This window comes from Brevibacterium sp. CT2-23B (assembly GCF_013168765.1).
Lineage (GTDB): Bacteria > Actinomycetota > Actinomycetes > Actinomycetales > Brevibacteriaceae > Brevibacterium > Brevibacterium sediminis.
The window spans coordinates 101,224-123,781 of the sequence record NZ_JABBYK010000002.1 but is presented as its reverse complement, the minus strand read 5'-3'; the positions used below and the strand labels follow the sequence as shown (position 1 = coordinate 123,781).

The following is a 22,558-nucleotide window of genomic DNA, read 5'->3' as shown; positions in this document are numbered from 1 at the left end:
ACCTGAGACACGATTGGAGTGGCATCTCTGATGGACGAGACCTCGGCAGAACCGACCGACGACAACGTCGGAATACCCAGCGATGCGGCTGCGGATACCGCGCCGATCGATCCCGAGTCCGAGCGGCATCAGCTGACAGCGCAGATCGGCGAGTGGGCACGCTCGCTCGTCCTCGAACCCGATGACCTCGTCCTCAAGGTGATGGTGGACGAAGCACTGCGAATCATTCCCGGGGCCGATTACGCGTCGCTCTCAATCGTCAGCCGCGATGACCTCATCCGTTCCCGGGCTCCTTCTGCCATGGTCCCCGAGCGACTGGACGCCCTGCAGTCAGAGCTGCACGAAGGACCGTGCTTCGACTCCATCCGCGAGCATCGCATCGTCCGGGTCCCGGATCTCACCGAGCCCACCCCTTGGCCCCGGTTCGCCTCCAGCGCGGTCGCGGAGGGAGTGAGGAGCATGCTCGCCTTCCAGCTCTTCGTCGAGGTCGACAGCCTCGGCGCCCTCAATCTCTATTCGAAGACTCCCCGCGCCTTCGACCAGGAATCGGAAGACATCGGAAGCGGAGTGGCCGCTCATGCCTCTCTGGCTCTGGCCAATGCGCAGAAGCAGGGACAGCTCTATGAGGCAGTGGCCTCGCGGGATCTCATCGGTCAGGCGAAGGGGATTCTCATGGAACGGCACAAGATCAGTGAGCACGAGGCGTTCCTGCTGCTCACGAAGGTGAGCTCGAAGACGAACACGAAGCTGCGTGAGGTCGCCGAGGAGTTCGTCAGCACCGGTGCGCTGCCGGGCACGGTCACCGACTGATCCGGCACTCTCACTCACTTCGACGTGCCACTTGTTGTCCGGTGCTCCGGTGAGCTAACCTGAAAGCCGGTCAAGCAGATGGCCTCCTTCCTTTCTCAAGGGGACCACTGTGTACACATTGCTCAACAACAGCGAAGCGTCCAAGTTCGATCTCTACCTTCCTGGACATCTCGTCGCCTCGCTTCACTACACGATCACACCGGGCGAGATCATGTTCGTCTACTGCGAGGCCATTGAGCCACTCGATTCGGACCGGCATTGCCGCGAGCTTCTGCGCCTGGCTCTCGAAGACTCCCTGAATCGACGGATCCCCATCACCATCTCGTGCCCGATCGCGCGCAAGCACATCGACAGCGACCCGGTCATCGGTGCCCAGATGCAGGCTCTGCCCAAGAGCGTGGGCCGCAAGCACGAGCGCGCACTCGACTAACCACCGGTCTCACTCGGACATCTTCTCCAGCAGATCACCGACACGGTTGTCCCACTCGCTGCGAGCGACATCAGCCTGAGCGAGCATGCCCACGAGTTCGTGGCCGTCGATGACGGGGAGGCGGCGGACCTGGTGATCCTTCATCGTCTGCAGAGCCTCCCCCACATTGTCGTCGGCACCGATGGTCACCGGCTTGCCCTGGGCCAGCTCTCCGGCCGTGGCCGTCCTCGGATCGCCGCCCTCGGCGACGCATTTCACAACGATGTCGCGGTCGGTGATCATGCCTTTGAGTCGGTTGTCCTCACCACAGATCGGCAGGGACCCGAAGCCGTCCTCGCGCATGTACTGTGCGGCCTTCTCGAGCGTCTCGTTCTCTCCGACGCACTTCGCGCCCGGAGTCATCAGTTCGCGTGCCGTGGTCATTGTCATCGTCTCCTCTTAGATTGGTGCCGATCAATGTGTCCCCGTGGACGCGGCGGCCCGAAGCTCGCCTCGTCGTCCACGGGACACTCATCATGCTGACTGCTCCCGATGAGTGTCCAGGGGCCTGATGCCCAGGACGGGTGCCTCAGACAACGTTGCCGTACGCGGACACAGAGACGGTCGTCACGCCGTCCCAAGCGACCGTCCTCGGGCCGCGTTCCGTGCCTGCGCTGGCCGCCGACGGCTCAGCGGCGATGAAGTATGAGTCTCGTGCGGACGCTGACATCGGCAGCGCACTTTGCCACGCTGTCTACTCAGGGACGGCCGACGATGAGGAGTCAGCGGATGACACAGACTGGTGCGATCGATGAGCAGGACGGCCGAGTTCTGAGTCCCCCGACGGGCAGCGGACTCACGCCCCGGCCGAGAGGCAAGGTCAGCTCCCTTCTGCTCACCGTGCTCACTGCCGAAGGCCACGTGTCGGCCGAGGCGCTGCTCGAACTCGACGCCGCGACCCGACGCGGCCTGACGGCGAGTGAGGATCTGCTCCGAGACGAGGATCTCCAGCTGTCACTCCACCTCCTCTACCTCCTCCACACCGGGCCCGCCGACTTCGTGCGCGGTGAATGGGAGTGGAACCCTCTGCTGATCGGAGTCCGAGGACGGATCGAAAAGAGCTTCGAGACGGCGCTGCGGGCGCTCGCACCGTTCCCGGAACCCCTTCCGAACACCGGCGCCGAACTCGCACAGACACTGTTCTCGATGACCAGCGAGGTGGCGCAGCCGGAGCTGGCCACATGGGCGGCGAAGCACGCGTCCGTCGACCAGCTGCGGGAATTCCTCATCCACAAGTCCATCTACACCCTGCGCGAAGCCGATCCCCATTCCTGGGCGATACCTCGACTGCGCGGACGGGCGAAGGCAGCCCTCGTCGAGATCCAGGCTGACGAATACGGCGGCGGCAGACCCGAGCGCGTCCACGCCGAGATCTTCGCCCAGACGCTGCGCGGATTCGGTCTGGACGACCGACCCGATCACTACCTCGATGACGTGCCTGCGGTCACTCTCGCCTCGGTGAACGCGATGAACCTCTTCGGTCTCAACCGGCGCCTGCGAGGTGCCGCCATCGGTCATCTCGCGGCGTTCGAGATGACCTCGTCCATCCCCAACGGCCTCTACTCTCGTGCCTTCTCCAGAAACGGCTTCGGTCGGGACGTCACGTGGTACTTCGACGAACACGTCGAAGCCGACGCCGTTCACGAACAGATCGCCGCGCATGACCTCGCGGGAGGGGCAGCCGACGACGAACCGGGACTCATCCCCGACATCCTCTTCGGTGCCGCAGCCTGCCTACGCCTCGACGACATCACCGGTTCCCGGATGCTCGCGGCCTGGTCCACAGGAGCCAGCTCGCTGCGAGCGGGCGTGAGGTCACTGTGAACACGACTCCGACCACCACCATCACTCCGTGCCCGGACGGGCCGCTGCTGATCCGAGGCGACTTCGCGGTCCTCACAGCACCAGGACGGGAGGAGACGGCAACCGAACGCCGGGTCGTCGCCCTCTGCCGGTGCGGGAAGACCGGAATCCCACCGCTGTGCGACGGCTCGCATCGGGCCGTCGGCTTCCGTGCTCCCGCACCACCGCCGACAGAAGACCAGCCGACAGACCCCGCGGAGCCATCGGATAACGACTGACCCGCGGGCGAGCGACCGCTCCGACGGGCGAACACACTGTCGATCGAAAAGGAGAGAAGACAATGCGTGCAGTCACTTGGCAAGGCAAGAGAGACGTCTCTGTGGAGACGGTCGATGATCCGATCCGTCACAAGTCGAACGACGCGATCATCGAAGTCACCTCCACCGCCATCTGCGGCTCCGACCTTCACCTCTACGAAGTGCTGGGTCCATTCATGGACCGCGGGGACATCATCGGGCACGAGACGATGGGCAAGGTGGTCGAAGCCGGACCCGAATCCGGCCTTGCGGTCGAGGACCGGGTGGTCGTGCCGTTCCCCATCTCCTGCGGCCGCTGCTGGATGTGCGGGCAAGGGCTGTTCACCCAATGCGAGACCACACAGGTGAGGCAGTACGGGTCCGGGGCGCAGCTGTTCGGCTACTCCCGACTCTACGGGTCCGTTCCTGGCGGGCAGGCAGAATACCTCCGTGTCCCCTACGCCGATGTCGGCCCGATCAAGGTCGGTGCCGATCTGCCCGATCACCGCTACCTCTTCCTCAGCGACATCCTCCCCACCGCCTGGCAGGCAGCGAAATACGCCGGGATCGGGGAAGGAGATTCGCTGGCAGTCTACGGATTGGGGCCGGTGGGGCAGTTCGCAGCGCGCATCGGCAACTACCTCGGTGCGAGGGTCTTCGCCCTCGACCCCGTGCCCGAACGCCGTGAGATGGCCGCTCGCCATGGGATCGAGGTCTTCGACTTCGACGAGGACGCACATTCGGCCATCCGTGAGGCCACCTCCGGACGAGGACCGGACGCCGTCGTCGACGCCGTCGGAATGGAAGCCCACGGCTCACCGCTGGCTTCGGCAGCGCAGCAGGCGACTGGTCTGCTGCCCCCGCCCGCCGCACGGAAGCTCATGGAGACCGGAGGAATCGACAGAACAGCCGTCCTCCACGCGGCGATCGACCTGGTTCGCCGAGGTGGCACCCTCTCCCTCAGCGGTGTCTACGGTGGGGCACTCTCACCCATGCCGCTGCTCACCCTCTTCGACAAGCAGGTCCAGCTGCGGATGGGACAGTGCAACGTCCGCAGCTGGACCGATGACCTCCTGCCGTTGGTCGAAAGCTCCGAGGATCCGCTGGGCGTCGATGACCTCGTCACCCACCGGCTTCCCCTCGAATCGGCTCCCGAAGCCTATGAGATGTTCCAGCAGAAGACCGACGGCTGCATCAAAGTCATCCTCGACCCGAACGCGGATCTGTGAGCCGCCCACCGCTTCTGCAGTCAACCCACCATTGAGGAGACACCATGAGTACAGAAGATCGACCGATCATTCCGGGCAAACCCGGTTCCCGCATTCCGGACTTCGAGGAGCCGACGACGCCGCGAGAGCCGTTGCCGCCGAAGTCCGATCAGAGCGGACCGAAGCCGACGTCGCCGACAGGGGCACCCAGTCGCGACAAGCAGGAGGACCAGGCCCAGCAGGGCAGCTGGCTGACCACTGCCCAGGGCACCCGCCTCTATGACACGGACCATTCGCTCAAGGCGGGTTCCCGTGGACCGACCCTGTTGCAGGACCACCACCTGCGGGAGAAGATCACCCACTTCGACCATGAGCGCATCCCCGAACGTGTCGTCCACGCGCGCGGTTCTGCCGCCCACGGCACCTTCGTCTCCTACGGCAATGCCGCGACCATCACGAAGGCGGCCTTCCTCGCCCCCGACGTCGAGACGGAGGTCTTCACCCGCTTCTCCTCGGTCGTCGGCTCGCGCGGCTCGGCCGATGCCGTTCGCGACACCCGGGGCTTCGCCACGAAGTTCTACACGACCGACGGTGTGTTCGACCTCGTGGGCAACAACATCCCGGTGTTCTTCATCCAGGATGCGATCAAGTTCCCCGACATCGTCCATGCGGCCAAACCGCACCCGGACCGTGAGATCCCGCAGGCGCAGAGCGCGCATGACACCTTCTGGGACTTCGTGTCCCTGCACACCGAGGCGACTCATCACACGATGTGGCAGATGTCTGATCGGGGTATCCCCCGCTCCTTCCGGATGATGGAGGGCTTCGGGATCCACACCTTCCGAGTCGAGAACTCCGCCGGAGAGACCTCCCTGGTGAAGTTCCACTGGAAGCCGAAGGCCGGTGTGCATTCGCTCATCTGGGAGGAGGCCCAGATGGTCAACGGCGTCGACCCGGACTTCCATCGCCGGGACCTCGCCGACGCCATCGAGGCCGGAGCATGCCCGCAGTGGGAACTCGGCGTCCAGGTCTTCCCCGACGACCCTGGTGAGACCTTCGAAGGAATCGATCTGCTCGACCCGACGAAGATCGTGCCCGAGGAGCTCGCACCCGTGCAGCCGCTGGGAATGCTCACGCTCAACCGCAATCCCAGCAACTTCTTCGACGAGACCGAGCAGGTGGCGTTCCACCCCGGACACCTCGTGCCCGGCATCGACATCACCGACGACCCGCTGCTGCAAGGGCGGCTCTTCTCCTATCTGGACACCCAGATCACCCGCCTCGGCGGACCGAACTTCTCCCAGATCCCGATCAACCGTCCGCACTGCCCGGTCAACGACATGTTCCGCGACGGAATGCACCAGACCGCCGACCACCGCGGTGCCGCACCGTACAGACCCAATTCGCTCGACGGCGGCAATCCCTTCCCCGCGGAGAAGACCGATGAGCACACCTTCGCCGAGGTGGCCCAGGAGATTCCGGCAGCGACGAAGGAGCGGCGTTCGCCAGAGTCCTTCGACGACCACTATTCACAGCCGCGGATGTTCTGGCTGAGCCTGACCCCCGTCGAGCAGGACCACCTCGCCGACGCGTTCATCTTCGAGCTCGGCAAATGCTACGAGGAGACGATCCGGGCCCGCGAGGTCGCTGTGCTCGCCTCCGTGGACTCGGAGCTTGCCCGCATGGTCGCCGAGGGTCTCGGACTCGAGGCTCCAGGGGCCGAGACGCCGCCGCGAAGCGAGGTTCGCCCCAGCCCCGCGCTGTCCCAGGTGGGCAGGCGCTGGCCCGTCGAGGGACGCAAGGTCGGCATCGTCACCGGCAGCGGAACCGATCCCAAGGTGGTGGTCAGAGCGTATGACCTCATCGCCGAGGCGGGAATGGTCCCCATCACGATCGCCCCGGTCGGCGGACGCATCACTTCCGGTGAGAGGAGCATCGCGATCGAGCGGACTCACGCGACCGCTTCGTCGAGCGAGCTCGATGCTCTCTACTTCGCCGACGGCACCGAGCTGACGACGGAGATCGACCTCCTCGTCACGGAGGCCTGGCGACATCTGAAATTCATCGCCGCCAGCGGTGACTCGTGCACGATGATGGAGAAGTACGGCATTGCGCCGGAAGATCCCGGTGTCTACTGCATCGATGACATCGACTCCGCGCTGTCGCAGCTGCAGGCCGGTCTCAGCGAGCACCGGGCCTGGGCTCGGGTCGAGGCCTGAGGCACTGCATGCCATTGCCGAAGAAACGTGACGTCTCCGGCAGCGGAAGCCCGGGAAGACGGCTCGCAGCTCGTCGATGCGCCCGGAGGCATCGAATACCGGAGCAGGATACAGTCTCTCAGTCGCCCCGCACAGGGCTGACTTCCGAGGACTGATCAAAAACGGCCAGATCCCGGCGGAACGCTCGGCTCCGAGCGTAGCTGTGCACTGTGTCGAGCACTTCGCGTTGGTGTTCAGCGTTCTGCGCGAACTCACGGAACTGTTCGGCGTCCAAGCCGAGCGCCTCGGCGTTGTCCTCAAGTGTCTGCCACATCCCGAGCTTGCCGATGACCGCACTGCGCATCAGCTCCGCTTCGAGCACGAGAGTCATGGGCGAGCGTCTGAGCAGCGAGCCGTTGCCCTTGAGCCTGCCGACCCTCTCCCCCGCCCACGACACAGCCTCGGCGACGGGACGGCGGCGCAGACCCAACTGCCCGATCAGGTGCTGGACGTAGAGATGCTCGCCGCGGATCTCCGCGGCCAACTCGGACAGAGCGGTGAAGACGGGCGTATCGACGAAGTCGGTCGCCATCCGTTCGATCCTCTCCGCTCCGGCGGTGGCGCCGGTGAGGTGATCGCTGAGATAGAGACCCAGGAGGTCCATGTCGACCTCGCTGTGCTGCCCGCCCGAATCGGAGGCTTCGGGCCCGGTGCTCCTCTCGTCCTTCGCCCGCAGCGTCGGCTGCTCGGGGTCGCGCGGACGCAGAGGGACGGAAGCGGCGCCCTCGCCGTCGGCCATCCCCTTGAGCAGTTCGCGCGCGGAGTCCATGGCACTGTACTCCGGCTCCCAGCCGAGTTCCCATCGGGCACGGGTGTTGTCCATCAGCGGCACGTTGAGCCCCATGTCCAACCATCCTTCGTCAGCGGCGACGAGCGAGCTGCTGTGGCCCACGGCCAGCGCGGCACGCACTGCACCGTACGGAAGCGGGACGTGTCTGCCGTGATCGAGCAGTTCGGCCAGGTCCTTCGGATACAGCACATCGTCGGCGCAGATGTTGAAGGCTCCTGCACAGCGGTGGAGGACACTGGACACATAGGCGCGCGCGACGTCCGTGGAATGCACGGCCTGGACACCGCGCAGTCCCGTGGGCAGCGGCAGGAACGGCAGACGGCCTGCTCGCAGCAGCTGCACGGGCATCCAGTTTGCGAGGAAATAGCGCTGGATCTCCGAGGCGGCCGGGGCGCCGAAGATGAGTGCGGGACGCAGCCGGGTCACGGTGATCTCGGGATGATCGGCGCAGAAGTCGTCGAGGACGCGTTCTTGGGCGGCCTTGTCCACGCTGTAGTGGGAGGAGCGGATGCCTTCGGTCGGCCACCCCTCGTCGCGTTTGTCCAGACTGTCATCGGGAGAGTAGGCACCGACCGAGGAGGCCACGACGAGATGCGGCACGCCGGCCGCCGCCGCTGCCGCGGCCACCCGGGCCGTGCCGTCGACATTGACGCGCCGGAGCAGATCCCGGTCGCTGTTGGGCTGGATGAGCCAAGCCAGGTGGATGACGGCATCGGCGCCGGTCAGCGCCTCGGTGAGATCGCGGTGGGCCGTGTCCGCGCTGCTCGCGGCGGCGATGTCGATCGATCTCCAATCACATCTCGCATAGGGCTCGGCCTCGGTGTCGGGCGTCCGTCTGGAGATCCCCAGCACCGAGGTGACTTCAGAGGTCCGGCCCAGCACGTCGAGGATCGCCGTGCCGACGTTCCCGGTGGCTCCGATGACTGCGACTCTCATGGTCTCTCCTCTTCCGGGGCGGTGGTGCTCGATGTGGGCTGCGCGGGCTTCTTGTCCAGGGTGACGTCGGCGAAGGAATACGGGGGCCAGGGGCCGAGGAAGCGGATGGACAGCCCGGGCTGCGTTGTCTGCAATGCGGTGAGTTCCGCCCCCAGTGACGGGACCTCCGGACTCCTCACCAGGCAGGAGGCCATGAGCACCGGCGTGTGTCCGGGTTCACGGCGGGTCGAGCGGTACTCTTCGATGTCGAGGCAGTGGGAGGCGATCCTGCCTCTCACCTCCGGATAGATCTGATCGGCTGTTCGATCGACCAGGTCCCTCTCGGTCTTCTCCAGACGCTTCTCGAGCAGCCTGCGCACACCCGCGGGACGGCTCTCCATCTCCGCCTTCATGTCGGCGACCTCTGCGTGGACGTCATCGAGGCGGTCTTTGTCGAGGGTGAGTTCGACACGCACCTCGCACGTGCCGCGCAGTTCAACCAAACGCTGCGAAAGCGCAGCTGCGGAATCGTCGAGCCAGCTTTCGAGCTGCTCGGCGGCGGTCGCCTCGGTGTCGGGGTCCGAACGGACGATGACGTTGAATGAGACCGGGAGGACGGCAGCTGCGGTCTGCCAGACATCGTCGATGACCTCGCTGTGCTCGAGCACCCACCGGCGCACATCCCCGTCGGGTCCGTCGTAGGGGCCTCCGGTGTGCCGGTGCACCACGGCCTTCGGTCCCGCATCGCGGCCGACCACGTGCAGGGCGGACCCATCGATTCCCGTGCCGGCGGGTGTGAAGTCGCCGCCGGGGACGATGGCATAGACGTAGAGCATCTCTGTGCCGTCGCTCATTCGACGCCCTTTCCGTTCTCCTCGGCCCATCTGGCCGGATTGATGAGTTTGTCGACGACCTCGTCGACGACGTCGTCGAGGCCGCGATGCAGATCCTCGACGGACCCGGTGATCCCGTGCTGGTCCTTGATCTGGTCCATGGCCTCATCGAGTTCGAGGAGGGCCTCGCCGAGGCGGTTCTGCTCGTCCTCGGTGAGGTCCCCGCCCTCCATCCGACGCACGGCTTGGGTCTCGAGGGCCTCTTGGATCACCTCGACGAGGGTGACGACGAGGGTGAGAACCCCGTGTTTGAGGCTCTCTTCGTCGACGTTCAGTGCCATGATGCGCCTCCTTCTCCGGCGTGTTCGTCGTGTCTGCGGCCTGGTGGCACGGTGCCCCCGGGGGATCCGGGCCCGCTCTCCAGCGGCGCGGTCCGCCAGGAGTCGAGTGCGGCGGACCATGCACCCGCATCGTCTGCGGCCAGGGTGATGATCGAGTCGCCGATGTCGAGAATGAGGACCTGACTCTCGTCAGTGGGGTTGCTGCGCTCCTCCCGGCGAGAGTCCTGCAGCTGCTCGGGCGAGAGCCTCACCCGTGCGCGCCCGTCCATCGGCGAGCGCCAGGTCAGTTCCGTGTTCGACAGCGAAGCCCGTCCCCCGCGCCACGTGCTCCCGGACGACAGCTCCTCGAGGAACCACATCCTCCCCTCTCGCAGGGGGCGGTCCGCGGTCGTTCTCGCCTCCGGTCCCGAGGCTGAGGAGCCCTCGGCCCCGTCGAGCTGGGCCTGGACCAGAGAGATGAGACGATCCGGCTCGAGTGCCGACAAGGTGGTCTCGCTGCCGTCGTCGAGGCGGACGTGGATGCGGGTGCGTTCCTCACCTCCGATGGAGGCTTCGCGCAGCGCGGAGACGGAGGCGATCGAGTTCAGGCGCGCCTGCCACAGAGTTTCAGCCGGATCCCGCCGGTGGATGATCAGACGCTGCGAGGTGAGATAGGCGCTGCCGGGCCGCCAGGTCCGATAGAAGTTGTCTTGATAGTGTCCGCCGGCCATCTTCGCGAGGATCTCCTCGTCGGCGGCGAGAGGCAGATGTCTGCGGACCGCTTTCTGCACCCATGCTCGGGTGTCGCTGTCCCACTGACGCATCATCCCGTATTCGAGCATGGTCTCGATACCGGCGATCGTCGCGCGCAGGTTGACACCGACGAGCGGGATGTCAGCGACCGAGATGATGAGATCGAGGTCGAGATGGACGCCCTTGTTGAGGAGGACCTCGAGGAGATCGGGCAGGGTCGCCCGCGGGTCTCGGGTGGGCTGCAGGGCCGACTGAGATGCCATGGTCGTCTCAGCGATCGTCGCCGTCCGGGGCACCGACGTCGCCCGCAGCACTGTCGTCATCCACGGCGCCGTCATCCACGGTGTCGTCGTCCGCGGCACTGTCGTCGTCCGCGGCACTGTCGTCGTCCGCGGAGTTCAGCTGAGCCGGCTCCCCTGCCTCGATCCGCCTCGAACGCGCGCTCTGCCATCCGCACCACGGGCAGTAGTCGTTCATCAGCTGCGCGAGCTCGGATCGCTTTCCGCACTCCGGGCAGGTGTCCTTCTGCTCGACTGCTTCCTTCCACGCGACGGTTTCGCGGTCCGTGCCTGCCGGGAAGTCCAAACCGTAGCGCGCCGCGGTTTCGAAAGAAGCGAGGGCGGCCCTGATCCGAATTCCCAGAAGCTCGACCCCGGCCACCGAGACCATGATGTCCGCGTTGAGGACCAGGCCCTTGTCCAGCAGCGTCTCCACGACGTGGAGCAGCGTGCCCTCCTGGCTGCGCTGCGGCTGCATCGCCTCGTTCGGCTGATTCATGATGCTCATTTCGCCTCCCGATCACTCGCTCGGACGCCCGCGGACGTAGCGATCCTTTCTGTCATAGGCCATGAGTTCTCCGGCTCCGTCGAGCTCGACCTCATACTCGGCCAGCAGATCCGCGCTGTCGGGGATGCGTCGTGATTCGACGACTTCCAGACGCACAGACCAGTGGTCGTCGTGCCACCTCGTGCCGACGACGGATTCCGGAGGCCTGCCCGTCAGCGTGCTGAATTGCTCGATCGCCTTCTTCACTGCTTTCACCGCAGATATCCTCTGACCGGTCGCGCTGTGAGACCCGCTCTTCGAACGCGATGTCGACGCCGCCTTCTCCCGGGACGTCGGTCTCTCGTGTGAGGCCGACACCGATCCGGACGACCGGCGGGACGTCCCCTCTGTCGTGCGCTCCTTCTCAGCCGGCTTCCGGGCGCGCTTCGTGGTCGCGCCTCCATCGTCTGCAGAGCTGCTCTCTGCTCTCGACTCTTCGTTCGCTTTCGAATCTTCGCTCATCGGTCCTCCTCGGTTCTGCGCCGACGGCCCTCGAGCAGTCGCCCGACGAGCTCACGCTCGAGGGCATCGGCTTCGTCATCACTGATCGATCCGCGCTCACGGGCCCCGGCGACCTCTTCCAGCTGGCGCCGGATGGCACCGGGATCGAAATAGCGCTTCTCGGCTTCTCCTCTGACCTGCTCAGCGACCCAGACGGTTCCCTTGAGCGGTGCCAAGGGAGCGCCGAACACTGCTGACAGGAGTCCCATGACGTCACCTACACCTCGGGAACGAAGTCATAGGGTGCCTGCGGTCCGATCAGCCGGAATCTCATCCGTTCCTGGTTCGCCTCCGCCAACTCCTCGATGACGGAGTCGAACTCGTCGAGGGCGTCCCTGCGGACAAGCACGGCCACCTCGGCGACGTCCTCGGCCTGGCCGACTTCTCGCGTCGCCGTCTCCACGGTCGCGGATCGGATCTGCTCGAGGATCGGAGGAGCTTCGGTCCTTCTCCAGCTCTCCATCGTCGTGACGACGATCTCTCCGAGCCGGATGCGTTCGTTCCTCGTCTCGTCTTCGCTCGTGCCGCTGATCCTCTCCCTCAGCTCGGCCACCTCGGGGTTGCCGCTGACGATCTCCCGCAGTATCGCGTCGCGGTCGAAGGTGATCCTCAGGATGTACTGCGTGCATCCGGACAGTTGTTCGAGCGCCTCGGCGAAGGCCTCCGCCTGCGGAGCGAGAACCTCCTCGGCGATTTCGGTCCCTCCGGGGACGACGGTCCCGAATGCAAGCGGCAGCACCGGTTGCTTCTCGGCCAGCTCGTCGAGGACGACGCTGTGGTTCTGCAGAGCTTCCGGAGTGCCCAGCATCCCACTGTCCGCGAGTTCCGTGACCACGGCCGCAACTGCCCCGGACTCGACGAGAGCGAGAGCATTGCCCTGAACTCCGTCGGGCCTGGTCGGCAACTTCGCGCCGGCGCGTACGATCCCGTACAGATATCGATCGGTCAAAGGTGCGCCTTCTTCGCTCATTCGGACTCCGAGGAGCTGCGCGCCGGGCGTTTGGTCCGGCGACGCGACTTCTCCTGATTCGAACTCTCACCGGAGTCGTCGTCGGAATCATCCGAGGTGAGGGCATCCTTGATGCCTTCCACAGCTCCTTGGGTCTTGCCCTTGGAGCCGTTCTCCATCATTCCGCCCATCATCTCCGGCAGATCGCGTCCGCCCTGTTGGGTCAGATCGAGGCGATTCGTCGCCTCGGCGAAGCGCAGATAGGTGTCCACGCTGGCGATGACGATGCGCGCGTCGATCGTGAGGACCTCGATCCCCACGAGTGAGACGCGCACGTATGCATCGATGACCAGGCCCTTGTCGAGGATGATCTCGATGACGTCCGCAAGCGAACTCGATGACGGACGGTCGACGTAGCTGCCGCGTGAACGTTCAATTGTGCTGGTGCTCATTGTCCTTGCCTGCTTCCCGGTTGGAGAACGCTCAGCGGCGTTCCTCGTCGTCTGGTTCGTCGGATTCCTCGTATTCCACGGGCTCCTCGGACTCGGCGGGCTCCGGCTCCTCTTCGAAGTCCTCTACGGGCTCCGCGTCGTCTGCCTCGGCCGGTTCCTCGTCCTCGTATTCCTCTGCCGGCTCCTCCTCGTACTCCTCTTCGGCTTCGCCCTCGGCGGGCTCGACATCGGTCTCCGCCGCCTCGGATTCGCCGGGTTCGTCCTCATCCGCGCCGGAGTCGTCGTCCGCGACCTGATCCTCGGCCGGCTCGTCCTCGCTGTCTTCGGATTCGGCCTGGTCCTGTTCGAGGCCGTCCTCATGGGAGGTGACGAGCTCCCCGTCGCGGATCTCTCCGCGCCATCCTTCGACGCTGTCGGGGTCGAGCATGATCTGCCTCATCACGTGGTGGACGAAGAACTTCAGTTCGAGGCGGAAACGGCGGGGAACGGTGAACCACAGTGCACCGACACCTTCCATGAAGCCCTGCTTGTGGTATTCGCCCACTGCAATGATGCGCGTCAGCCTGGGAGCGACTTCGTGGAAGGAGATGCTGCCGCTGATGTAGCCCTTCTCGCCCGTCGATTCCCAGACGATGTGGGAGTCGGGAACCTGCTCGGTGATCGTGGCTTCCCACGTCCGATGCGACCACACGGCCTGCCCTTTGATGCTGAGGGTGACGTCGTCGGTGCGTTCGACGTTCTCAACCTTCTTCATGAAGTCGGGCCAGTCCTCAAACATCGTGAATGCGTTATAGGCCACGCTCAGCGGAACTCCGACCTCGGCGGTCTCGACGATGTTCGAGAATTTGAAGTCACCCGCCCCGGAACCGCCGGATCCTCCTGAGCCGCCTCCGAAAACCCCCTTGATCTTGTCCTTGACACCGGTCGCCGCCGCCGAGACCGCGGCTTTCGCAGGCGATTTGCCCTCGGCGATCTCTTCGGCCCCGGCCTGAGTAGCCGGGCCCGCCGAATCGCCGACGCCGTCGAGCTTGTCCGCGAACTTCTCGACCTTGTCGCCCACGGTGTTCATGGCTTTGCGGCCGAAGGTCTTGGCATAGTCTCCGGCCTGCTGCTTGAGGCCGCTGAAGATCGAATCATCACTCATCTTCGGCCTCCTCGGGCTTGGCCGCGGCGCGGGTCGATGTCTTCTTCGCAGTCGTCGAGCGCTTGGAGCCCGACTTCGTGCGCGAACCGCGCGAAGTGGTCGAGGACTTCGACGAACGCGTTCCCTTCGCAGAGCGCTTCGCTGTCGAGGACCGCTTGGCTGCCGGCTTCTTCGGAGTTTCCTCCTCTGCCTGCGGCTCTTCGTCGGCCTGCTGCTCATCGTCGGTCGGCTCCGCCTCGTCGACTTCAGACTCCTCCGAGTTCTCGGGAGCGTTCTCGTCCTCTGCCTCGGGTGCTTCCTCCTCGTCGTCCGCGCCCTCGCTGTCATCGACATTGGGGTCGATCGAGTCGGCGGCGTCGTCGAGGGTCGACTTCATCTTCTCGGTCTGCTCCTGGAGGCGGACGCTGAGTTGGTCGACTCCTTTGGCTGCCACGGCTCTGGCCGCGCTCTTGCCTGATTCGGCCAGACGACCGGTGATCTTCTCCTGCAGGCTCTTGAGCTCGGGAGAGGACTCGGCGAAGTCCTTCAGCCCACCCAGGAGCTGGTCGCGGTTCTTCGCCGCTGTCGTTCCGGCGACCGTCGAAGCGATCGTCAATGCGAGGCCGAGCTTCTTGGTCCTGCCGAGCACATAGCCCGCCAGTATCAGGCCGGTGAGTTTCATCTTGTTGTTCACGGTAACCTCCGCTCGTGTGCGTGGCGCACGGTTCGAAATATGGGGTGCAGCGGTCCGTTGCTGATTCTGCTGTTCAGGGGATGCGGGTCCGCTGCGGAATGATGTGATTCGAAGGATGTGGTGCGTCGACGGGAGGCGGAACTCTTCGCCGCCTGTCGTCCGACGCTGTCGCAGATTCCGGTTCGCATCTGCGGGCTTGATAGTGAAGCCGAGAGCAATCTGCCCTTTTTCCATCGTCTGTTCGACGACCCCCGATCCGTCAAGGGGGGTCAGGATCGCCCGAGTACACGACAGCACTCTGCTTCGGGCCGCTCCGTGACCGATCAGTGAGTCGCCGCTCGGCGCAGGTCATCAGACCAGACACTCCCTCACCGGCCAGGGCACGACGTTGGCATTCGGATCCCGTGCCCCGGCTGAGCAGGAGGGAGAGTCCGGAGCGCACGACCTCGGCATCACTGGTCCGCTGCAGGACAGGCAGGGCACGGTCATAGACGGTTCGCACGGCGTACTGCGCGGACACGTCGGACCGCGTCTCCGCGTCCATCAGACTGCCGGTCAGTCCGAATCGAGCGGACTGCCAGTGAGCGGCGTCCAACAGCTGCGTCGGCGTCGTGCATGGTCGGGGATCTTCCATCTCGACGTGGACCAGGGCACGGATGAGCAAGGCGAGAGTCAGCGCTGTTCCGGCGTCGAGCTGCACGTCGCAGGTGCGGATCTCGACGGTCTCGTGTCCCGGCGACAGTCGTGCCAGCCACCCCAGTGTCGCCTCGTCGAGCACCACCTCGGTGCGGAGGAGATCCGCAACCTGGTTCTCGTAGTCCTCGAGGTCGGCGAAATGGGGAGGAATGCCGTAGACGACCCATTGCCGATAGTGCACCGAACGCCAACTTGCGAAGCCGGTGTCGGCTCCTCGCCACAGCGGAGAGTTCGCGCTCAGGGCTGTGAGCACGGGCAGCCAGCGTCGCATGCCGTTGAGCGCCTTCACCCCTGCTCGACGGTCGGGGACTCCCACATGGACATGCATGCCGTTGATGTACTGTTCGGCGGCGATTCCCGGCGCCAGGTCGGCGAAGAGCCGGTAGCGGTCACCTTCGCTGACTTCTGCCGATCCTGCGGGAATACGGGGAGCAGTCCCCAGCCCAACGGCGAAGATCCCGTGCGGCGCCGAGGCCTTCGCCAGATCATGCCGAAAGCCGAGCAGCGAATCGAAGGCCTCCGCCGATCTCGTGAACACGGGCGAGGAATGTTCGATCTGGCATGGCAGCCATTCCGTACACCCCGACGCCCTGTTCGCTCCGATCACATCGTGGATCGCCTGCACGCTGTTCGATGACCGAACAGGCAGAAGAGACTGCCGATCGATGAGGAAGAACTCCTCCTCGATGCCGAATTCGCTCATGGCCACCTCTCTTCGCCGGTCCTCGGTTCCAGGTTCGCCCACGCTATTGGAGGCTCAGGGAATGCGACAGAGGTGACGGGGCCTCACGGAAATACCTGCGTAGAGTCGACCGCGGAGACCATCGACGGCGATTCAGAAGTGGCAGGCGGAGCGCTGTCCGCCTCTAGCCCTGCTCGGGAAGCAGAGCGTACACTGCTGGGAGATTCGAGGCACGTGGACACACACGAGCGCGGTCCGCTGAACATCGGATCGCTGGAACAGCCGGCAGACCCCTCCTGCTGCGAACATCACGAGGCGAATCATCAGGACCATGGACGATCAGAACCCGAGCCGCATCGACACTCAGCCCGATTCCTCGTTCTCCGACGAACGGGCGATCAAGAGACGCAGAGAACTCGCAGAGGCCGTCGAATTCTGGAACATTTCGGTCACCGGGATGTGGCTGCACTATGTCAGCCTCGGCGGTGACCTCAGCGACTGCGAACTCGACGCCTACATCCATGAGGCGTACTTCATGTCCCTGTACCAGCACGACATTCTGGCCAAAGCCGTCAACGAACTCATCGATATGCTTCCCCCGCCTCCGCGGGCGCCGCTCACCGACGAACCCGGACTATGAATCGTCGCCGCGGTATTCCAGTCTGCCGTGGCGATTGCGATGGACGGCGCCCCGCCTGATCGCTTCGCGCACGGCCGCGCGGAACCGTCCCGGGCCCCACCGACGAGCCCCGATCGCCCGGTAGAGTTCCACTTCCCCGACAGGTTCCATGTCGCGGACGAACTCGATGATGCCATTGACCTCGTTGGCCGAGACCTCGGGAGGAACCTCGCGGGAGGACACGGAGGGCCACGGCGCGTAGACGCCGGCCGAGCCCGGACCGGGGCGCAGACGGCTGGACCGGGATTCCGCGTCGGGCCGCGCCGCAGTCTCGCGTGGTTCAGCGGGCTCGGTCTGCTCAGTGCCCTCGGTGTGCGCGGTGGTGCCCTCGCTCTGCTCGCGGCTGTCCCGCGCGGCGGCGCCTTCGGCGTCCTCGGCTGTCAGCGGGCGAGCGATGTCTTCGAGATCGGCACCTTCCGCTTTGACTCCGAAGAGCAGCTCGGCCACCCCGCCGAGCGCCATGACCGCCGCCCCGATGCAGAATGCCCAGGCCACCTGGGAACGATCCCCGGATTCGATCATGCCGCCGAAGAGCAGCGGTCCGGCGATGCCTCCGGCGGCCGTGCCGACGGCGTAGAAGAACGCGATGGCCAGTGCCCGCGTCTCCATCGGGAAGATCTCGCTGACGGTGAGATAGGCCGCACTGGCCCCGGACGAGGCGAGGAAGAAGCAGACGACGAGGATCAGGAGGAAGAGCCATTCGCCGCCGACTTCACCATTGAAGACGAAGGCGAGGACGACTGCGACGACCGCCGATCCGAGGTAGCTGAACGAGATCATCGGCTTCCGACCGATCGTGTCGAAGAGCCTGCCGAGGACGACGGGGCCGGCGAAGTTGCTCAGCGACCACAGAATGATGAAGATCGGCACCGAGGCTGCGGCGACTCCATAGAAACCACTGAAGATCGTGCCGAGGTTGAAGGTGATGCCGTTGTAGAGGAACGCCTGACCGACGAAGAGGACGAGGCAGAGGATCGCGCGTTTAGGATAGATCGTGAAAGCGACCTTCATGATCTCGTCGAACGAGATCGTCTTCCGCTGCCGGACGGTGATGGTCTTCTTCGGCGGCGGCAGAGTCTGTGAGGTCTCCGCCTCGATGCCGTCTTCGATCTTGCCGACGATACGTTCGGCCTCATCGTTCCGACCGTGGATGAACAGCCACCTCGGACTCTCTGGAACGTTCTTGCGCACGACGAAGACGAAGATCGCCAGCAGCATGCCGACGGCGAAGGCCAGGCGCCAGCCGATCATCTTCGGCAGGATGTCGGTGTTGAGGAACAGCAGCGTCGTCGCCGCCCCACCGGCGGCGCCGAGCCAGTAGGAGCCGTTGATGATGAGATCGATGCGGCCCCGGACGCGGGCGGGGATGAGTTCGTCGATGGCCGAGTTCACGGCCGCGTATTCCCCGCCGATGCCGGCACCGGTGAGAAAGCGGACGAGGAAGAAGTACCAGGCGGAGAACGAGAACGCCGTGGCGACGGTGGCGACGAGATAGAGCACGAGAGTGATGAGGAAGAGCTTGCGTCGGCCGAATCGGTCCGTGAGCTGGCCGAAGACGATCGCACCGACGCAGGCGCCGAGGACGTAGATGGCACCGGCGGTGCCGATCTGCCCCGCGGTCATGTCGATGCCGCTGCCCTCTTCGGTCATCCGAGCCGCGACGTTGCCGACCATCGTGACCTCGAGACCATCGAGGATCCACACACTGCCGAGCCCGACGACGACCATCCAGTGGAATCGCGCCCAAGGCAGCCGGTCCAACCGGGCCGGCACATCCGTCTTGATCGTTCCGAGCTCGACGTTCTCACTCATCAGACACCTCCTGGACGACGCCACTCGATTGCCAGGCAGTCTAAGCACACTCCGCCGGGCCGACAAGGCATGGTGCGGACGCCTGAAGGGGAGTATTCTTCACCCACAGTTCATGAGATTCTGGTCACGAGGTCACCCGGTGTGTGGTCCCAGTCTTCGGTGAGGATCTCCCGCGCGGCGTCGAGACGGTCCTCCATATTCACCATGAGGACTCCGCGCACGCGTCCGTCCTCGCCGAGGTAGTACACCACTCCATCCGTATGGGGCTTCTTCCAGTCTTCGACGGTGCGCAGTGTCGGATCGAGCTCGCCGACCGCCTGGTACCCAAAGTCGAAGACGTTCGTGTAGAAGTACGGTGTATGGGTGTAGGACTCGTCCGCGCCGGCCATGATCCGCCCAACGGCCTTGCCCATCTGGGTGGCGTTGTCGACGTGTTCGACACGCTGTCGTCCGAGGATCCTGTCGGGATAGCGAGCAACGTCTCCGGCTGCGAAGACGTCCGGCTTTGAGGTCCGCAGCGATTCGTCGACGATGATCCCGTCGTCCGTGTCCAATCCCGCCTCCTCTGCGAGCTGGGTCGCTGGTTCGATGCCGAGGCCGACGACCACGGCATCGAACTCATGGGACTCGCCGTCACAGTCGAGCACCACTCGATCGCCGTCGACGTGCCCACCCGAGGCCTTCGTGCCCGGCACGAGAGTCACTCCGTGGCTGCGATAGAGTTCGTGGAACTGCTTGGCGAGGTCCGGCGGGAAGATGGACCCGCCGAGGGTGTCGTCGTCGAAGATCAGAGTCGTTCGGGTGTCGTTCTGCACCAGGGCGGCGGCGAGTTCGGTGCCGATGAAGCCGCCGCCGATGACTGCGATGCTCAGGTTCCGGCCCGACAAATCCCGCAGACGGCGGTAATCGTTGAACTCGCGAAAGCAGATGACCCGCTCACCTTCGTCCAGATCGATGCCCTTCGGTCTCCCGCCGGTGACGAAGAGCAGCTTGTCATAGGTGAAGTCGCCGAGGGTCGTCCTCACGGATTTCGCTTCGACGTCGACTGCGGTCGCCTCCGTGCGGAGGCTGATCCGGGCTCCGGTCGCCTCGGCGGTGTCGAAGTAGTTGTCGCTCTCGTCGAAACTCTCGTCGGTCCACAGTCGCTTGCTCAGCGCGGGACGCGTATAGGGTTCGTCGACGTCATCGCTGATGATGGCGATCGAACCCTCCTCGTCGATCTCCCGTATCCCCTGGGCCGCGGAGTCAGCGGCCATGCCGCCGCCGATGATCACATATCGGAACTCAGCCATGTCGGATGCTCCTCTTCCTGTCGTCTCTGCTGTGCCTGTATTCGGTGTTCGGGACGCTCTGGCGCACTAGATCGTGGCCACCGATCCGGCGTCCACGCGATAGTTCGAACCGTTGACGAAGCTCGCGGCGTCCGAGCAGAGGAATGCGATGACCTTGGCCACCTCCTCCGGTCGGCCGCGACGTCCGAGTTCCATGAACGGACGCTCCTCGCGCAGGAACGAGGCGATGGCCTCATCGAAGCTCGTTCCCTTCTGCTGGGCTCGCTCATTCATCATCTCGTCGGTCATCGGGGTCGCGATGAACGCCGGAGAGACGGTGTTGACCAGCAGTCCTTCGGAGGCGTAGGTGCGCGAGAGTCCCTTGGCCAAGGAGAGCATGCCGGCCTTGGCCGCACAGTACGGCAGCTCGTCGTCATAGGGCTGCACCGCGTCTTCAGAGGACACGAACACGATACGGCCCCAGCCGCCTCGGCGAAGTCCCGGAAGGAACGCCCGAGTGACACGGACCGGTCCCATGAGGTCGACGTCGATGGTTCGGTCCCAGCCCTCCTGGCTGATCTCGTGGAACAGCCCGCCGGCCCCGTGGATGCCGGCGACATTGACGAGGATGTCGAGGTCGCCGACGTCGGCGGCGACGGACGCGGCGAGTTCGTCGACTGAATCGTCATCGGCGATATCGGCGTCGTGGGCGTAGATGCGCTCCTTGAACTCGGCGAGTTCGTCGACTGCGGCTTTGAGTTCGTCGGGCTCGGGCCCGGTCATCACGACGACGGCTCCTTCGGCGAGGAGCTGACGGGCCGTCTCCAGCCCGATGCCCGAACTCGCCCCCGTCACCAGTGCCTTGCGGTCGCGGATGTTGAGATCCATGTCTCCCTCTCGATCGGTCCAGGGACGACCCCCCTGGCGCCGCGGTGCCAACTGTTACCGGTCGGCACCGGGGTGTTCTGGTCAGGGCGTACGGATGAGCTTCTTGTTGACGAACTCGCGAACGCCCTCTGCGCCGAGCTCCCGACCGACGCCCGAGCGCTTCGTGCCTCCGAAGGGCAGGTCGGGTTCGGTCCAGGTGGCCTGGTTGATCCACACCATTCCGGTGTCGATGCGGTCAGCGACGCGTTGGGCCTTCTCGATGTCGTCGCTGACAACCGTGCCGCCGAGTCCGAAGGACGAGTCATTGGCGAGTGCGACGGCTTCATCCTCGTCTGCGACCGAGTAGACGACCGCGACGGGTCCGAACAGCTCCTCCGAGTAGGCGCGCATCTGTTCGGTCACCCCGGTCAGCACCGTGGGTTCGACGAAGGCACCCGGTCGATCGACTCGGTGCCCGCCGGTGTGCACATGGGCCCCGTGGTCGATAGCGTCCTGGACCTGCTCCATGAGGTCTCGGGCGGCCTTTTCGGAGGACAGAGGCGCCATCGTGGTGACGGAGTCTGCTGGGTCGCCGGCGACGAACTGCGACATCTTCGCCGTCAACAGATCCACGAACTCGTCGTAGAGATCGTCGACCACGATGAGGCGCTTGGAGGCGATGCAGCTCTGGCCGGAGTTCGTCATCCGCCCTTTCACGGCGGCGGTGACGGTCGCGTCCAGATCCGCGGAGTCGAGGACGATGAACGGGTCGCTTCCACCGAGTTCGAGGATGGACTTCTTCAGATTGTTCCCCGCACCGCTTGCCACGGCTGCACCAGCGCCTTCGGAGCCGGTGAGCGATGCGCCTCGCACTCGTTCGTCGGCGATGATCGTCTGGATCTGATCATTGTCGGCGAAGACGTTGCGATAGCAGTCGGACGGCAGCTGCGCATCGTTCATGACCTGTTCGAAGGCCAGAGCCGACTGCGGACAGTTCGAAGCGTGCTTGAGGATGATGGTGTTGCCCGCCACGAGGTTGGGTGCAGTCAGGCGGACCACCTGGTAGTAGGGGAAGTTCCACGGCATGACACCGAGGATCGGACCGATGGGTTCGAACTTCATCACCGCGCTGCCTCCACTGGACGGTGCGAGCACCTCGTCAGAGAGCAGCAGGGGTCCCTCTTCGGCGTAGTAGCGCAGAATCCGCGCTGCCAGTTCGACCTCTGCTTCGGCCTCAGCGCGCAGTTTGCCCATTTCGAGTGTGAGGAGCTCAGCGAGGTCCCACTTGCGCTCGTCCATGAGATCCGCCGCTCGGGCGAGCGGTGCAGAACGTTTCCGGACATCGGTCGTCCGCCATGTCTGGAAGGCCGCGTCGGAGGCGTCGATGACGGCGGAGATCTCGTCGTCGCTGGCTGTGGGAAATTCCTTGAGGACCTCTCCGGTCGCCGGGTTCGTGGTATTGAATTTCGCGGTCACGGCTTCTCCTTTCCTCGAGGTTCGTCGAGGTGCTCTGCGGAGCAGCAATCGTCTTCGCTCCGCGACCTCTGCCGAA

At 65.0% G+C, this 22,558-nt stretch carries 24 protein-coding genes; 7 read left to right on the top strand and 17 right to left on the bottom strand.

The features are described from left to right. The first annotated feature begins 18 nt into the window (after positions 1-18). Together HIM68_RS05665 and HIM68_RS05660 are read left to right on the top strand one after the other, a co-directional pair. Positions 19-810 (top strand): GAF and ANTAR domain-containing protein, encoded by a 792-nt coding sequence (locus tag HIM68_RS05665; protein ID WP_367647443.1) that lies wholly within the window; start codon positions 19-21, stop codon positions 808-810. A 118-nt stretch (positions 811-928) separates the two neighbouring features. Continuing rightward, positions 929-1,240, top strand: a complete 312-nt coding sequence (locus HIM68_RS05660; RefSeq protein ID WP_172170529.1) for a hypothetical protein — start codon at positions 929-931, stop codon at positions 1,238-1,240. A 9-nt stretch (positions 1,241-1,249) separates the two neighbouring features. On the opposite strand, the gene HIM68_RS05655 is transcribed toward HIM68_RS05660, so the two are convergent. Next, a complete protein-coding gene (locus HIM68_RS05655) occupies positions 1,250-1,663 on the bottom strand; it encodes a CBS domain-containing protein (protein ID WP_172170527.1) in 414 nt (137 codons plus the stop codon). A gap of 345 nt (positions 1,664-2,008) precedes the next feature. Between HIM68_RS05655 and HIM68_RS05650 the strand changes: the two genes are divergently transcribed. The 4 genes from HIM68_RS05650 (at position 2,009) to HIM68_RS05635 (ending at position 6,805) form a co-directional block, all read left to right on the top strand. Then, positions 2,009-3,103: an iron-containing redox enzyme family protein gene (locus HIM68_RS05650; RefSeq protein ID WP_172170525.1), complete on the top strand. Its 1,095-nt coding sequence runs from the start codon at positions 2,009-2,011 to the stop codon at positions 3,101-3,103. Further along, on the top strand, positions 3,100-3,360 hold the full coding sequence (locus tag HIM68_RS05645; protein WP_139908832.1) for a CDGSH iron-sulfur domain-containing protein: 261 nt from the start codon (positions 3,100-3,102) through the stop codon (positions 3,358-3,360). Before HIM68_RS05650 ends, HIM68_RS05645 begins: the two co-directional genes overlap by 4 nt. Before the next feature lie 62 nt (positions 3,361-3,422). Continuing rightward, on the top strand, positions 3,423-4,607 hold the full coding sequence (locus tag HIM68_RS05640) for a zinc-dependent alcohol dehydrogenase (protein WP_172170523.1): 1,185 nt from the start codon (positions 3,423-3,425) through the stop codon (positions 4,605-4,607). A gap of 44 nt (positions 4,608-4,651) precedes the next feature. Beyond that, on the top strand, positions 4,652-6,805 hold the full coding sequence (locus tag HIM68_RS05635) for a catalase (protein WP_172170521.1): 2,154 nt from the start codon (positions 4,652-4,654) through the stop codon (positions 6,803-6,805). 118 nt (positions 6,806-6,923) lie between these two features. On the opposite strand, the gene HIM68_RS05630 is transcribed toward HIM68_RS05635, so the two are convergent. From HIM68_RS05630 to HIM68_RS05575, 12 genes are all read right to left on the bottom strand, one after another. Then, entirely contained in the window at positions 6,924-8,570 is a 1,647-nt protein-coding gene (locus tag HIM68_RS05630; protein ID WP_172170519.1) for an NAD-dependent epimerase/dehydratase family protein, read from the bottom strand. Further along, a complete protein-coding gene (locus HIM68_RS05625; protein ID WP_172170517.1) occupies positions 8,567-9,403 on the bottom strand; it encodes a GvpL/GvpF family gas vesicle protein in 837 nt (278 codons plus the stop codon). Before HIM68_RS05625 ends, HIM68_RS05630 begins: the two co-directional genes overlap by 4 nt. Next, a complete protein-coding gene (locus HIM68_RS05620) occupies positions 9,400-9,723 on the bottom strand; it encodes a gas vesicle protein K (protein WP_139908837.1) in 324 nt (107 codons plus the stop codon). Before HIM68_RS05620 ends, HIM68_RS05625 begins: the two co-directional genes overlap by 4 nt. Next, the gene (locus HIM68_RS05615; RefSeq protein WP_216656961.1) at positions 9,714-10,778 is read right to left on the bottom strand and encodes a gas vesicle protein; all 1,065 of its coding nucleotides are present in this window, start codon (positions 10,776-10,778) and stop codon (positions 9,714-9,716) included. The genes HIM68_RS05620 and HIM68_RS05615 overlap by 10 nt, the downstream gene beginning before the upstream one ends. Continuing rightward, positions 10,726-11,232 carry a gas vesicle protein gene (locus HIM68_RS19165; protein ID WP_172170515.1) on the bottom strand — a complete coding sequence of 169 codons (507 nt, stop codon included), beginning with the start codon at positions 11,230-11,232 and terminating at the stop codon, positions 10,726-10,728. The genes HIM68_RS05615 and HIM68_RS19165 overlap by 53 nt, the downstream gene beginning before the upstream one ends. A gap of 21 nt (positions 11,233-11,253) precedes the next feature. After that, entirely contained in the window at positions 11,254-11,742 is a 489-nt protein-coding gene (locus HIM68_RS18920; RefSeq protein ID WP_172170513.1) for a gas vesicle protein, read from the bottom strand. Further along, on the bottom strand, positions 11,739-11,990 hold the full coding sequence (locus HIM68_RS05600; protein WP_039206887.1) for a gas vesicle protein GvpG: 252 nt from the start codon (positions 11,988-11,990) through the stop codon (positions 11,739-11,741). The genes HIM68_RS18920 and HIM68_RS05600 overlap by 4 nt, the downstream gene beginning before the upstream one ends. A gap of 8 nt (positions 11,991-11,998) precedes the next feature. Next, positions 11,999-12,751: a GvpL/GvpF family gas vesicle protein gene (locus tag HIM68_RS05595; RefSeq protein WP_172170511.1), complete on the bottom strand. Its 753-nt coding sequence runs from the start codon at positions 12,749-12,751 to the stop codon at positions 11,999-12,001. Next, entirely contained in the window at positions 12,748-13,182 is a 435-nt protein-coding gene (gene gvpJ, locus HIM68_RS05590; RefSeq protein ID WP_139908841.1) for a gas vesicle protein GvpJ, read from the bottom strand. The genes HIM68_RS05595 and gvpJ overlap by 4 nt, the downstream gene beginning before the upstream one ends. A 31-nt stretch (positions 13,183-13,213) precedes the next feature. Continuing rightward, positions 13,214-14,326: an SRPBCC family protein gene (locus HIM68_RS05585; RefSeq protein WP_172170509.1), complete on the bottom strand. Its 1,113-nt coding sequence runs from the start codon at positions 14,324-14,326 to the stop codon at positions 13,214-13,216. Continuing rightward, positions 14,319-14,999 carry a hypothetical protein gene (locus tag HIM68_RS05580; protein ID WP_172170507.1) on the bottom strand — a complete coding sequence of 227 codons (681 nt, stop codon included), beginning with the start codon at positions 14,997-14,999 and terminating at the stop codon, positions 14,319-14,321. Before HIM68_RS05580 ends, HIM68_RS05585 begins: the two co-directional genes overlap by 8 nt. A 259-nt stretch (positions 15,000-15,258) precedes the next feature. Continuing rightward, positions 15,259-16,398 carry a YbdK family carboxylate-amine ligase gene (locus HIM68_RS05575; protein ID WP_172170505.1) on the bottom strand — a complete coding sequence of 380 codons (1,140 nt, stop codon included), beginning with the start codon at positions 16,396-16,398 and terminating at the stop codon, positions 15,259-15,261. A 310-nt stretch (positions 16,399-16,708) separates the two neighbouring features. On the opposite strand from HIM68_RS05575, the gene HIM68_RS05570 reads away from it, so the two are divergent. Next, positions 16,709-17,017 (top strand): hypothetical protein, encoded by a 309-nt coding sequence (locus tag HIM68_RS05570; protein WP_172170503.1) that lies wholly within the window; start codon positions 16,709-16,711, stop codon positions 17,015-17,017. On the opposite strand, the gene HIM68_RS05565 is transcribed toward HIM68_RS05570, so the two are convergent. The 4 genes from HIM68_RS05565 to HIM68_RS05550 form a co-directional block, all read right to left on the bottom strand. Then, positions 17,012-18,868, bottom strand: a complete 1,857-nt coding sequence (locus HIM68_RS05565; RefSeq protein WP_172170501.1) for an MFS transporter — start codon at positions 18,866-18,868, stop codon at positions 17,012-17,014. The genes HIM68_RS05570 and HIM68_RS05565 overlap by 6 nt on opposite strands. A 110-nt stretch (positions 18,869-18,978) precedes the next feature. Next, positions 18,979-20,160, bottom strand: coding sequence for an NAD(P)/FAD-dependent oxidoreductase (locus HIM68_RS05560; RefSeq protein ID WP_172170499.1), 1,182 nt, complete (start codon positions 20,158-20,160; stop codon positions 18,979-18,981). 66 nt (positions 20,161-20,226) lie between these two features. Further along, entirely contained in the window at positions 20,227-21,027 is an 801-nt protein-coding gene (locus tag HIM68_RS05555) for an SDR family NAD(P)-dependent oxidoreductase (RefSeq protein WP_172170497.1), read from the bottom strand. An 81-nt stretch (positions 21,028-21,108) separates the two neighbouring features. Then, positions 21,109-22,482, bottom strand: coding sequence for an NAD-dependent succinate-semialdehyde dehydrogenase (locus tag HIM68_RS05550; RefSeq protein WP_172170495.1), 1,374 nt, complete (start codon positions 22,480-22,482; stop codon positions 21,109-21,111). Between the last annotated feature and the right edge of the window lie 76 nt (positions 22,483-22,558).

Excerpts from the sequence above, each read along its gene's own strand:
- HIM68_RS05640 (WP_172170523.1), top strand. The coding sequence starts at position 3,423 with ATGCGTGCAGTCACTTGGCAAGGCAAGAGAGACGTCTCTGTGGAGACG.
- HIM68_RS05595 (WP_172170511.1), bottom strand. The coding sequence starts at position 12,751 with ATGAGCGAAGAAGGCGCACCTTTGACCGATCGATATCTGTACGGGATC.
- HIM68_RS05655 (WP_172170527.1), bottom strand. The coding sequence starts at position 1,663 with ATGACCACGGCACGCGAACTGATGACTCCGGGCGCGAAGTGCGTCGGA.
- HIM68_RS05615 (WP_216656961.1), bottom strand. The coding sequence starts at position 10,778 with ATGACGACAGTGCTGCGGGCGACGTCGGTGCCCCGGACGGCGACGATC.
- HIM68_RS18920 (WP_172170513.1), bottom strand. The coding sequence starts at position 11,742 with ATGAGCGAAGATTCGAAAGCGAACGAAGAGTCGAGAGCAGAGAGCAGC.
- HIM68_RS05620 (WP_139908837.1), bottom strand. The coding sequence starts at position 9,723 with ATGGCACTGAACGTCGACGAAGAGAGCCTCAAACACGGGGTTCTCACC.
- HIM68_RS05635 (WP_172170521.1), top strand. The coding sequence starts at position 4,652 with ATGAGTACAGAAGATCGACCGATCATTCCGGGCAAACCCGGTTCCCGC.
- HIM68_RS05630 (WP_172170519.1), bottom strand. The coding sequence starts at position 8,570 with ATGAGAGTCGCAGTCATCGGAGCCACCGGGAACGTCGGCACGGCGATC.
- HIM68_RS05560 (WP_172170499.1), bottom strand. The coding sequence starts at position 20,160 with ATGGCTGAGTTCCGATATGTGATCATCGGCGGCGGCATGGCCGCTGAC.
- HIM68_RS05650 (WP_172170525.1), top strand. The coding sequence starts at position 2,009 with ATGACACAGACTGGTGCGATCGATGAGCAGGACGGCCGAGTTCTGAGT.
- HIM68_RS19165 (WP_172170515.1), bottom strand. The coding sequence starts at position 11,232 with ATGAATCAGCCGAACGAGGCGATGCAGCCGCAGCGCAGCCAGGAGGGC.
- HIM68_RS05625 (WP_172170517.1), bottom strand. The coding sequence starts at position 9,403 with ATGAGCGACGGCACAGAGATGCTCTACGTCTATGCCATCGTCCCCGGC.
- HIM68_RS05585 (WP_172170509.1), bottom strand. The coding sequence starts at position 14,326 with ATGAGTGATGATTCGATCTTCAGCGGCCTCAAGCAGCAGGCCGGAGAC.
- HIM68_RS05600 (WP_039206887.1), bottom strand. The coding sequence starts at position 11,990 with ATGGGACTCCTGTCAGCAGTGTTCGGCGCTCCCTTGGCACCGCTCAAG.
- gvpJ (WP_139908841.1), bottom strand. The coding sequence starts at position 13,182 with ATGAGCACCAGCACAATTGAACGTTCACGCGGCAGCTACGTCGACCGT.
- HIM68_RS05565 (WP_172170501.1), bottom strand. The coding sequence starts at position 18,868 with ATGAGTGAGAACGTCGAGCTCGGAACGATCAAGACGGATGTGCCGGCC.
- HIM68_RS05570 (WP_172170503.1), top strand. The coding sequence starts at position 16,709 with ATGGACGATCAGAACCCGAGCCGCATCGACACTCAGCCCGATTCCTCG.
- HIM68_RS05575 (WP_172170505.1), bottom strand. The coding sequence starts at position 16,398 with ATGAGCGAATTCGGCATCGAGGAGGAGTTCTTCCTCATCGATCGGCAG.
- HIM68_RS05555 (WP_172170497.1), bottom strand. The coding sequence starts at position 21,027 with ATGGATCTCAACATCCGCGACCGCAAGGCACTGGTGACGGGGGCGAGT.